Below are 12066 nucleotides of genomic sequence, written 5' to 3' on the forward strand. Positions count from 1 at the left end.
ATGCCCCATCCTCGTGTTCTCGTTGTTACCTCCTGTACTGGAGAAAAATGTGCTAAGCCTGAAAATCAACTGACTCTGGCAGACTTCAAAGATCCGGAACAGCTTCAGCGACGGGAAGCAGAGTTAGCCGAGTTTGTTTGTGCTGCCGGGAAAATGTATACGGGGATGCAACACCTTCGACTCATGGAGGGCGTGCAACTGCTGCGCCAGTCCTTAGGGCAGGATGCAGTAGATGTCGCGATTTTGTCAGCAGGGTACGGGCTGGTTGAAGAGAACCGGGCGATCGCTCCCTACGAGGTCACCTTTAACGGGATGAAGGGGTATGAGGTGGATTCGTGGGCGCAACATCTGAACGTGCATGAAGCCTTGGAGCAAGCCGTGCAGGGCTACGACCTGATATTTCTCCTGCTTGGTGACAACTACTTACGAGCTATTAAGTTACCTGTTGAAACCAAACCAAACCAAACCATTATCGCCCTGACCTCACAGGGAAGTGCCAAACTCGTTAAAGGGCTGTCTGCCAAAACCTTTGTACTCCCTCTAACAAACCAGGATGCCCAGAAGTATTCCTACGGTTTGGTTGGATTGAAAGGTTTCCTATTTAAGCGGTTTGCAGAGACAGCTAGTAAAGATTCGGATTGGCTACCAAAGGTTTACCAAACTCCAGAGCTATTCACCGAAACTTTAGTTCAGGCGATCGCGCAACTTGAATTGGCGTTACCTGAAGTAGTGGCGCAACCTAAACCAGCTAAAGCATCGAAAGCAAAAACAGCAAAGACCTTAGAAGTAGAAGACGAAGATGTAGAAGATAGTGAGTTTTTGCCCATTCCAGAAGTTCCTGCGGCTGCCAACTTACACTTAGGAATGCAGTACTTCATCCCCGAATGGGACGACCATGTAGACCCAGGCTACGACTTCTTAAACAATCGCTTGACTCCAGGTCGCGATCCCTATGCCGATGAAGTTTATGCTCACCAAATCTATCCCACCCCTAACTATGACGGGATTTTGGTCTCGAAAGTTGTCGTCGATAGCAGTAAGAAGAAGCGAGCCAGAGTGGAGATTGTAGGCATTCACAACTTCATTCGCTTTCCTGGGAAGGTGATGGGAGACTGCGGTGCGTTTGGATACATCAAAGAGGATGTACCTCCTTACAACACAACTGAAATTTTGGATTATTACCAGAATTTAGGCTTTGACTTTGGCGTAAGCATTGACCACCTGATCGTAGGACCTTTCGCGCAACCTGGAATTCGCGAACGACGCTATGAACTGACGAAGCGAAATGCTCAAGACTTTCTTAAGAAGCACCAGATGGGAGGATACACGTTTACCCCCATTGGAGTGGCTCAAGGTTGGAGTCCAGAAACCTATGCAGAAGCGGTCAAGGACAATATCAGCATGGGTTATGACTACATTGCGTTGGGTGGACTTGCCCGTGCCACCAGCAAAGAAATTATTTCTATCCTGGCGGAGATTCGTCCTCACCTAACTGACAAAACTCGTTTGCACCTGTTTGGGGTAGCACGCATCAATGCAATTCCTGTATTTCGTCATCTGGGAGTTACCAGTTTTGACTCTGCGAGTCCTTTGCGTCGTGCTTGGTTAGGTTCGGGGGCTAACTACCATACTCTTACAAGCAAGATGTACACAGCCGCTCGGATTCCACCAGTCGATAGTCATGGAGTAAGGATCAAACGGTTGCTAGAAGCAGGTGTGTCGGATCAAGATACGCTGAGGGGAATGGAGCAATCGGCTCTGAAGGCTCTGAGAGAATTTGATGCGGGAACTTTAGGCTTAGAAGCAACATTAGAGGCGTTACTTACCTATGATGAACTACTAGAATTGCCCCGCGATGGTAAAGTAGACCCGATCGATCAGGCAAAGCGTCGGGTCAAGCATGAGCGGATGTATCGGGATTTGCTCCAAGACAAACCTTGGAAGAACTGTAATTGTGTGATCTGCGAAGAAATCGGTGTTGAGGTGATTATATTTCGAGGGAACGATCGTAATCGTCGCAGAGGTTTTCACAATACCTATGTGTTCTACAAACGGTTCCAAGAATTGCTGCGACAATTGAAAGACCCCTTAACGAACGGTAGCCAGCCTAGTACGGATAATTTGGCTCCGTTGGTAGCTCCAGATGGCGTAGTCTAGCAGCAGCTATGTTGTGAGTTGTGTTTAATGTTAGGAATCCACAACAATTACGGATTTACCTGCTCGTGCTTAATAGCAAGCTTCATCTAATACATACCAAAATTTAATTTGTTTCCGGAAGTAAGTCTTGAGAATCAGTATCCCAAGAAGTAAACTCTAGAAATAAACTCCCAATAAAATATTTAGGAGTGTACTAAGTGGCAGATACATCTGATCTAAAGATCATGATTGACATCAGCCAGGTAGATCCCGACCTGGAGCCAGAAGAACTGGAAAGCCTGACAGATAGCCTGAAGAACGAAATTTCAGAATTAGTAGAGGATGCTGAGTTAGTTCGAGAGTCAGAGATTCCGGAGGGAGGCAAACCTGCTCTAGCAGGTTTTGTGCTGGGGATATTGAAAACGGAGGTGAGTGTCAAGAATATCCAGGCATTAATGGGAGTTTTGCAGGATCGATTTGGGTCTAAACCGATTGAACTAACGGGTGAAAAGAATGGCAATAAGTTTAGTATCAAAGTGGGCAAGCCAGAAGATTTGGATCAGGCAGTAGCAGCATTTCAGAAATTGGCTGAGGCGGTTGAGTAAGCGGTTATTTCAGAAATAAAGAGCAAAACCGATGGCAAAAGTAGCACTCCTGATCGGTGTAACCGATTACAAAATTGAAGGTAGCAATTTAGGTTTTACCAATCTACCCAGTGCGAAGCTGGATGTAGAAGGGATGAAACGGATTCTGGAATCTCCAGATTTGGGGGCTTTTGATGAAGTGGAATCTCTGCTGAATCCTACATATTCGGAAATGAGTGGGGCTATAGAGGATTTTTTAGGCAAGCCTCAGAAGAATGATACTGTCCTACTTTATTTCTCTGGACATGGTGCAAAAGACGGAAAGCGGAGATTGTATTTTGCTGCGAAAGGAACGGTAAAGAATGAGAAAGATCAATTAAAGATAACAACGGCTGTATCTTCTCAAGTTGTTAGTGAACAACTGGAAGACTGCAAAGCTACAAAAAAGATTATGATTTTGGATTGTTGCTTTAGTGGCGCGATCGATCCCAATGCTAAAGGTGATGATACATCAGAGGTCTTAGAATCATCGCTATCGGAAGCTAAAGGAAGTATTATTCTTACGTCTTCTAGTTCTACTGAGATCTCCTACGGTGATGCAACTCAAATGTCGTTTTATACACGCTACCTCGTTCAGGGAGTTGAGAGTGGTGAAGCCGACCGAGATGCTAATGGTCAGCTTTCTATCAGTGAATTGCACGCTTATGTGACAGCGAAACTGCGAGTAGAAAAAGCAACGATGAATCCTAAAGTTTTCCTTCCACGGGAAGAGGGATTTTATAATGCTCCATTTATTAGCGTGCCGATCACTGACCCCAGACAAGCATATCGCAAGAAGGTAAAAGATTACATAGACCGGGGATTGGCAAAACAAGGAAAGTTTGATTTCAACATGGAACAGGTGCTAAAAAGTGACCGAGATCAGATTAACCAAGTCAGTAAATCTGAACTTTCACTAGACGATGCTAAAGCAATTGAAAACGAACTTTTACATCCGATTCTACAACGTCTGAAGAATCTAAGCGACTATAGAAAAGCTTTTCGTGAACATCTGGAAACTCAAACACTAGATCAGTCTCACCAAAGCCTAAAGCTATGGCGAGAGAATGTCTTGAAACTGACCGATGCAGACGTCGCTGAGATTGAGCAAGAGGAGCGGCAACGGCAAGAACAACTCAAACGGGAGGCGGCTGAACAGCAACGGCAGGCGGAAGAGGAGGAAAGACAACGGTGGCAATCCGAGCAACTAAGGCAACAGCAAGCAGCAGAGGCGGACAGACTAAAAGGGAATTATGCCCACTTAGAAGCTCTGCTGAAGGCAGAAAACTGGCAAGAGGCAGACCAGGAAACCGTTAAGCAGATGTGCCAGATCATGGGGCGACAGCAAGAAGGCTATCTAAAAGTTGAGGATGCTGAGCAGTTTCCCGGTGCTGACATGCGGGCGATCGATCAACTTTGGGTGAAGTATAGCAACGGCAAGTTTGGCTTCAGTGTTCAGAAAGAAATTTGGCAGCAGTGCAATACCCCCACGAGCTTTGATCTGGAGAAGTTTGGGAAAGAGGTGATGTGGCTGAAGTTTGTAAATGAGTGGAAATGGAAGATTTACCGTGAATTAACTTGGGATATCTCTGCTCCCAAGGGACACCTCCCGTCGTGGAGAGGGCTCACGACGGGGAGACGTCATGAGGGGCTAGCATTCGTGGGGAGCGGTATATGGGCGAGGTGGGCAGACGGGGAGGGGTTCCCAGGGGAGAGGATGGAGGCTCTTCTCTCACGCATTGCAGCAGAAGCAGAAAAAGGGAATTATGCCCACTTAGAAGCTCTGCTGAAGGCAGGAAACTGGCAAGAGGCAGATCAGGAAACCTTTAAGCAGATGTGCCAGGTCATGGGGCGACAGCAAGAAGGCTATCTAAAAGTTGAGGATATTGAGCAGTTTCCCTGTGCTGACATGCGGGCGATCGATCAACTCTGGGTGAGGTATAGCAACGGCAAGTTTGGCTTCAGTGTTCAGAAAAAAATTTGGCAAGGGTGCGGTAGCCCTACAGAATATAATAAGCAGTGGGAAAAGTTTGGGATAGAGGTGGGGTGGCGATCGAAGGGGATGATGGGACGGGGGGCATCGTGGAAAGGGTGTGGCGACTTAGCTTTTACCGTAGGTGCTCCCGTGGGACACCTCCCTTGGAGGGTGGGTTTTGGAGATTGGGTGGTGAGGGGTGAGGTGGGAGAGGTAGGGGTGGAAGTGGAGTGGTGTAGTCTCTTCTCTCGTGTACGAAGATGTAAACTGTAGCATTTAACAGTTTTAGTCGTTCCTAGAATTTGTAATAGCCTGCTTTTTTAATGGGTTACCTACATTTCAGCCCTTCATTACCTGGTATCAAATTAAGGTTTTGATGGGGTCATTGCAAATTGGAGGTTGTAGCAATTTGCCTCAATAAATTTCTTTGCCACCTCATGGATTTTTAAAGGAACTGTCCACTCATCCCACAGGTTTATCTGTCCTGAGCTGATTTTCTGGGGTTTACCCTTCTTCTTGATCTTTTCTAGCAACCGACTTTCCAATACGTTTTCTTTTCCGGTTTTGGTTTTGGTCTATACCTTTGACAAAGCTTACGATAAATTGCTGTATAGAGTTTCAGGGTCTTGCCTAATGCTAAAAACGCTGGATGCTATTGAGTGATCCCATCATTGGTGAGACGATCATAAGTGCCATAGTTGCTGAAATCGTAAAGCCATCCCTGCTGCATGTTCGTAGCTTTATGACTGCTGTGAATGTATCGCAACGTATTTAATACCCTGCAAGTATCGGTATTGGCAGACAAGACTCGATCGCATTACTCCATCAGTTCACTTTTTGCAGCGCATCCACTTTCTCTTTTTATAGAACTTTCAGAAGTCGTTCCAGTGCTGGAAAAAGTTGCTGAATCGTACGATCGCTCATCTCTCTAAACCTCTCCTCCAACCAAGCTCTCTGTTCCATCACATCAACAGGGCTAGGCGATAGAAATAGAGGTTCTTCTTTGAGATCCGTATAGCTGTAGGGTCTAAAAAACTTGCAGATCCTTAAAGCTTTATCGGAGTCTGGAAAAAATTTACCACTAGCCCACCGAGAAACAGTGGTTGCGTCAACCCCGATCGCCTGAGCAAATTCTTGTTTGCGCCCCTTCTTTAGCTCCTTCACCGACCGAAGCAAGTATCTTAGGTTCTCCTCGTAGATGCTAATGCCGCTTTGATCCAGTAAATTTGTTTGCCAAAATGCCACAACGTCATCTTCGGGCAAATTTAGCTGGTTAGCGATCGCCTGCAATTCCTCCTGACGCAGTTGTTCTTCCCCCCGAAGAAGCCTTTCTGCCCTCAACAGGTCGCAGCCTAACCAGTTAGCGAGTTTGTTTGCCCAGGTTTGCCTGGGTTCATTCTCCCGCCATAAGAGAAAACACAAGTTTTGCGAAGTTGATCCGTCAGGCATAGGGTATCACACCACTGCCCATAGTATCTTCTTATAGATTATTAGCGTAAATAGAGTTGTGCGCTAATTTTCTGACATTATTATTAGCGTAAGCGATGGGCGTTGTGAGATGGTAGCAGACTTACAGCTTTCTCCTTGGGAGAGTTCCCTTTCCCAAGCACAGCAGGAGATTCTGCAAAGCGGCTTGTTGACTTCTGGCTTCAACTGCATTCTTCAGATGCCAACAGGTAGCGGCAAAACCTGGTTGGCAGAGCAAGCGATCGCTCATACTCTCAACCAAAACCGTCGTGCTATCTATCTCACTCCCCTCCGTGCCCTTGCTAGTGAGTTAACAACTCGGTGGCAGAAGCGTTTTGCGCCCAATCAAGTTGGCATCTTTACCGGAGATTATGCCAACAGTAACTATCCGGTCTCCTACCAAAATGCTCAATTGCTGGTCATGACCCCAGAAAAGCTAGATGTCTGCACCCGTAATTGGCGTAATCACTGGTCGTGGCTTCCTGATGTCGATTTAGTTGTTGTAGATGAATTCCATTTATTAGGGGACTCTAATCGGGGTGCGCGGCTGGAAGCTGCTTTGCTCAGGTTTATGCGCCTTAATCCGTTCGTCCGGGTCATTGGTTTGTCTGCCACATTGGGAAATCGGCAGGAGCTTGCTGACTGGCTACGAGGACTCGACTACTGCTCCAATCAACGGGTTGTTCCTCTCCAATGGAATGTGGTGCGATACAAACGAGCGCAGGACAAGCCTGATCTCCTCATTGGAGAGCTTCAGCGCAACTTGGCGACTGGCGGAAAAAGCCTAGTGTTTGTTCAGAGCCGCAGACGGGCTGAGTGGCTGGCTCAAACGTTACAAGAAGCAGGCTTTCATGCGGCTCATCACCATGCTGGACTCGATCGCTCTTCTCGTAGCCAAATAGAGACACAATTCCGAAACGGGAACCTGGATGTCCTGATCGCCACGGCAACTTTGGAAATGGGTTTGAACTTACCTGCACGTCAGGTTGTACTTTATGACCTACAAGGCTTTGATGGAACTGACTTCGTACCCCTTCCAGTAAACAATGTCTGGCAACGAGCAGGTCGGGCAGGTCGTCCGGGACTAGATCCTGTTGGGGAAGTGGTTCTTCTTGCTCCCGTTTGGGATCGGCAGGCAGACCACTATGCCAAGGGACAGTTTGAGCCGATACGGTCTGGACTTAGTTCAGCGATCGCCCTAGCTGAGCAAGTGATCACCGAGATTGCCAGTGGACTATGCCGCACGCACGCTCAACTGGAGGCTGTTTTTAGCCGAACATTGGCAGCAGTGCAGAACAGACTGTCTTCAATTGATCGAGTAGTCGATGAAATGTTACAGGCTGGGATGCTGGTGCAGCAGGAAGTTTCTGGCTATCTTCAGGCAACACGATTAGGCTTCATCGCAGTACGCCACCTGATTTCCCCTGCTACCGTTCAACTCTTTCAGAGAGTTTTTCAGGAATACCCAGACCTAACGTTTTTAGATTTGCTCCTTATTGCTGTTAGCAGCATCGACTGCCAACCACTGATTCCTGTCGATTACGAGCAGCTAGATGAACTGGCAACAGCCCTCTCCACCGAACCCTCCGTTCTTCTGACGTTGCCCCAACAGGAGTTGAGCCAGCTACTTGGGATCGATGGCAAACAGCTTTTAGCTGCTATGAACACGGCATTGGTAGCCCGTACTTGGACTCGGTTAGGAGACGCAGAGCAGGTTGCAGAAATGCGAGGCTGTTATGCCTTTGAAGTGCAATGCCTATGCGACTCGGTTCAGCGGTTGCTCCTGGCGATGAAGGCGATTCTGCAAGTTTTGGAATCAGAAAAAGCGATCGCACAAGATCCAGAACGGGTGCCACTGATTGAACGAATTGGAGCACTGGAAAGGATGGTTAGTGGTGGGTTAGATGAGGGTGCCGCAACACTAACCTTAATTCGAGGAATTGGCGCAAAAACAGCAAAACGACTCAAGCAAGCAGGAATTGCTGATATCGAAGATTTGGCGTTAGCAGAGCTAGAGGAATTAGTAGCAATCCCCGGAATCTCAGAAAAGCGGGCAACTCAGTGGCTAGAGCAGGCTTTAGAAGTTGTGGGTAGCCACTCATCTGCCTTCCGCTACAGAGAGGAGCCTACCCAAAATCTACTGACTCGAACTCAATTTCCGATTGACATTGACCCCTATCGGCTACGTCGGGCAATGGATTTGAGAATTGTGAACCGAGAAGGAACATCCTTCAGAGTAGTGGGCGGAACCGATCCGCACACGGTCACAGTTTCCTCAAAAAAACAAGGATGTGATTGTCCTGATTCGGCTAAAGGGCATACCTGCAAACATATTCTGGCTGTACTGCTGCATCTGGGCGATAAGACTATACGGAACTTAGTACAAGCCCTATCTAATTCCGTCGCTTGTGGGTTAGACCTGTTACAGCTATGGGTAGGAACACCTTTAGGCTCTGTGAGGTGGGGTTAATGGCAATGCAAGCACCTGCGGCTAACTTGAAAAGGCGATCGCTCAAAACTCGACGGGGAGATATTCCTTTTCCTGCCTATGTTCCTGTGACGACCTTTGGCGACAAATATCCATTAGATAAGCTAATCCAGCCTTACCTACCTCGATTAGCTTCAGCCATCATGGTTAGCTACCACTACGCCAAGGAGGTCTCGGTAGACAAACTGCCCCGGTTGCCCTTATTTGTTGATTCTAGTGGTTTTGCAGCCCTCTTTGCTGGCACAGAAATCTGCGAGCAGGACGGATTAGGCGTTTTGAAGATTCCGCAGGGTGAGGGTTCAGAAACAGTTCATCCACGGGACGTGCTGACGCTGCAAGAGGCGATTGCTGATGTCGCCTTTACTCTGGATTTTCCGATTCCACCCAGTCTAGAGTTAGCTGAAGCTCGAACCCGTCAACGGCTGACCATTGCCAACGCTCACTGGGCACTCCAAAATCGACGCAGACGAGACTTACCTCTCTACGCCTGTATCCAAGCATGGAATGTGGATTCGGCAAGAGACTGCGCGAGGAAGTATGCAAAAGCGGGTTTTGATGGAGTAGCGATCGGGGGATTGGTACCCAGAGCAAAGGATCACTCGCTCGTGCTATCAATAGTCGAAGTCGTGCGTAGTGAGATTGGAGAGTTGCCTCTGCACGTACTGGGGTTGGGCAACCTTGAGCTTGTTCGGGATCTCTATAAAGCTGGCGTAGACTCAGTAGACAGCAGTTCCTACGTCAAATATGCTGCCGATGGCAAACTGTTGGCTAATCCAGCTTTTCAGCTTGCGGACCCAACCGTGACCGATCGCCTGCATTTAGCTCTTTGCAACTTGGCAACTGCGACTGGAAAAACCTTACCCCTTTCAACGTCAGAAATTCTCTTTTCAACCTTTTCTACGGAATCCCGCTCATCGTGAGACCCATCCATTGCGGTACATCAGGCACTTTCCAAACCCCTAACGGGATAACTTGGGCTGACCTGGATTTGGAACCTCACTGGCAGAAGGCGATCGCTATCCTAAATCCTGGAACCCAACCTCGCCCAGCGCAAGTTCTAGCTTTGGGGGAGCAGAAGATCCTGAAGCATTCCCGCAATCTGATTGTTTCGGCTCCAACCAATAGCGGTAAGAGTTTGCTTGGCTTGTTGGTATTGCTTGATGCTGTGAGGCGAGGAGGTCGAGCATTGCTGTTAGAGCCGCTAAGGGCATTGGCACGAGAGAAGGCAGACGAACTAGAAAGCGTATCAGATGCTCTTGGTTTGGAGTTGGGAATAAAGCTGTCGGTGCAAATCTCCACAGGCGATTACCGTTTAGAGGATGAACTGCTTTCAGACCCGCCCCCCGGAGGAGAAATCATCGTTGCGACCCCAGAACGAGTGGAAGCTTTACTCCGTAACCCTGCCAATGCCGAATGGCTAAAAACAATCAAAGCTGTTTGTGTCGATGAAGCTCATCTAATCAGTTCCCCGCAACGAGGACTGACGCTAGAGTGCTTGATTACGTCCCTCCTCTGCCTTCAAAACCCACCCAGACTGGTTCTCTTGTCAGCAACCTTAGGTGATTTGGAACCTGCTCAAACCTGGTTAGCTCCCTGCGATGTGGTGCGTGTGGAGGAAAGGCAACCACCTCTGGACAAGTGGGCGATCGCCCTTACCGAAGATGATGATGCGAACGATACCGTTCTTTCCTTGACTGCCAACCACTTACAAGACCAGAAGGCTCAGATCCTGATTTTTGTTTACCAAACCCGATCGACCCAACATTTAGTAAAACTGCTGAATGACAAGTTGGGCACTACATTAGGAGATTTAGGGGCTTTGGCGTATCACGCCCAAATGAGCCAACAGCAACGGGAGAAAGTTCGACAAGCGTTCCTGGCTGGACAGTCCAGGGTAATGGTAACAACAATGGCTCTGGCATTAGGAATCAATCTGCCTGCGACCCACGTACTAATTCGGGACAATACCTTTCCAGGAGTCGGTCGGCTGAGTACATCTGAGTTACTGCAAATGATGGGTAGGGCAGGACGAGGTGATCGCCCCGGAACGGCTGCTGTGCTAGTGCGCCCGAAAGACGGGTGGCGGGTTGAGGAATTAGTGACAGCCCTCCAAACAGAGGAACTTCCCTCGTTGCAGTCTGCTCTGGAAAAAGGGACGGGTCGTCCCGTTCAATCTGGTGAGATGCCAGCGATCGCTCCCCAAGTGGCTGCCCTACTGTCTCGTTGGCATGAGCGAGGAACGACAACAGAAGAGTTGAAGACGTTTTTGGGGCGATCGCTAGGTGGGCAAAACTTAGTGAATCAGGTTGATCAAGGATTAGCCTGGTTAGAAGGTCATTGGCTGGCGTATCGGGAACCAGAACAAGGACGGTACTTTTTGACGGTGCTGGGCAAGAAGGCAACTCGCGCGGTTCTGCCGTTGCCCATTGCAGCCAGCTACGCCCAACTGCTACGGGATTTAATGAGCGTTGATCCAGATGATGAGTTACTGAAGCAGTGGCGATCGCTCGATCATTTGCTGATCTTGAATCTTCTGTCCGAACGTCCACCTAACTTAAGGCGTTACAGTGCCAAACTTATGCAACAGGTAGATGCTTGGTGCGAAGCACATCCTGCCCAAACCCCATTGCTCTTCCGAAAGTGGATTTGGGGACAGCCTAGCAACTCTCGTGCTTCTGAAGTGCTAGGGTCACTAGGGCTACAGGCTCCCAAAAATGGCAAAGAAGCTGAGGAATGGGCACATCGAACTGGCTACCTCGCCATGTTTCGGTCAATTGTCTTGTGGGAGCGATCGCAGGGACTCAAGCTCGAAGAAGTGGAGCGTCAATTCAGTGTCCAGGGCTTAGAAGGAATTGAGGAACGTTGGCGTGATGAGTTGCTATGGCTACTGGCTGGATTAGCAAAACTATTGGACGTTCGCACGTTCTACTTTCACCTTAAGGGTAACTGCCAAGCTGACTTGAGACGAGTGAAAAGAATGAAGCTTTGCTTGAAGCAGATGGAAAACCAGATTTACAAGTTGCAGGAACAGTTGAAGTATTGTTCTCCTCTAGGTTCTTTACTATATGAAATTCGTAGATTTGCTTCTCAAGGCAACATCAAAACCAAAGTTGGTTTCCAGTCGATTCGCAAGCTAGAAGAGGCTGGGATTGTTAGCTTAAAAGAGTTAATTTCTGTAGAGATTGAGGATTTAATGAAACTGGGAATTCACCGTAGACTAGCTGAGCAGGTTAAGACGTATGTGCGGCGACGGTTGGGGTAGAGATAGATAGAAGTGAGGGGAAAAAAGCTGTTTAGAAAAGGAAATAGTGTGAGTGCTTATGTAGAGGAAAAAGATGGGTTGAATTGGCTAGGATTTTCAACTGAAGAAATGGATA

7 protein-coding genes are annotated in these 12066 nt (G+C 48.1%); 6 read left to right on the top strand and 1 reads right to left on the bottom strand.

Annotated features, from left to right (window positions below; translation table 11 throughout):
- From dpdA to H6G89_RS23270, 3 genes are all read left to right on the top strand, one after another.
- On the top strand, nucleotides 1–2157 hold the full coding sequence (gene dpdA, locus H6G89_RS23260) for a tRNA-guanine transglycosylase DpdA (RefSeq protein WP_190510881.1): 2157 nt from the start codon (nucleotides 1–3) through the stop codon (nucleotides 2155–2157).
- Between the two features lie 197 nt (nucleotides 2158–2354).
- Nucleotides 2355–2741 (top strand): hypothetical protein, encoded by a 387-nt coding sequence (locus tag H6G89_RS23265; RefSeq protein ID WP_190510882.1) that lies wholly within the window; start codon nucleotides 2355–2357, stop codon nucleotides 2739–2741.
- Between the two features lie 31 nt (nucleotides 2742–2772).
- Entirely contained in the window at nucleotides 2773–5007 is a 2235-nt protein-coding gene (locus tag H6G89_RS23270) for a caspase, EACC1-associated type (RefSeq protein ID WP_190510883.1), read from the top strand.
- A 588-nt stretch (nucleotides 5008–5595) separates the two neighbouring features.
- On the opposite strand, the gene H6G89_RS23275 is transcribed toward H6G89_RS23270, so the two are convergent.
- Nucleotides 5596–6183, bottom strand: a complete 588-nt coding sequence (locus H6G89_RS23275; RefSeq protein WP_190510884.1) for a helix-turn-helix domain-containing protein — start codon at nucleotides 6181–6183, stop codon at nucleotides 5596–5598.
- A 109-nt stretch (nucleotides 6184–6292) separates the two neighbouring features.
- On the opposite strand from H6G89_RS23275, the gene H6G89_RS23280 reads away from it, so the two are divergent.
- From H6G89_RS23280 to H6G89_RS23290, 3 genes are all read left to right on the top strand, one after another.
- Complete coding sequence (locus H6G89_RS23280) at nucleotides 6293–8671, top strand: DEAD/DEAH box helicase (RefSeq protein ID WP_190510885.1); 2379 nt, start codon at nucleotides 6293–6295, stop codon at nucleotides 8669–8671.
- Nucleotides 8671–9609, top strand: coding sequence for a tRNA-guanine transglycosylase (locus H6G89_RS23285; RefSeq protein WP_199336891.1), 939 nt, complete (start codon nucleotides 8671–8673; stop codon nucleotides 9607–9609). Before H6G89_RS23280 ends, H6G89_RS23285 begins: the two co-directional genes overlap by 1 nt.
- Before the next feature lie 68 nt (nucleotides 9610–9677).
- A complete protein-coding gene (locus tag H6G89_RS23290; RefSeq protein ID WP_190510886.1) occupies nucleotides 9678–11951 on the top strand; it encodes a DEAD/DEAH box helicase in 2274 nt (757 codons plus the stop codon).
- Nucleotides 11952–12066 lie beyond the last annotated feature (115 nt).

The organism is Oscillatoria sp. FACHB-1407, assembly GCF_014697545.1.
In the GTDB taxonomy this organism is placed as follows: Bacteria; Cyanobacteriota; Cyanobacteriia; order Elainellales; family Elainellaceae; genus FACHB-1407.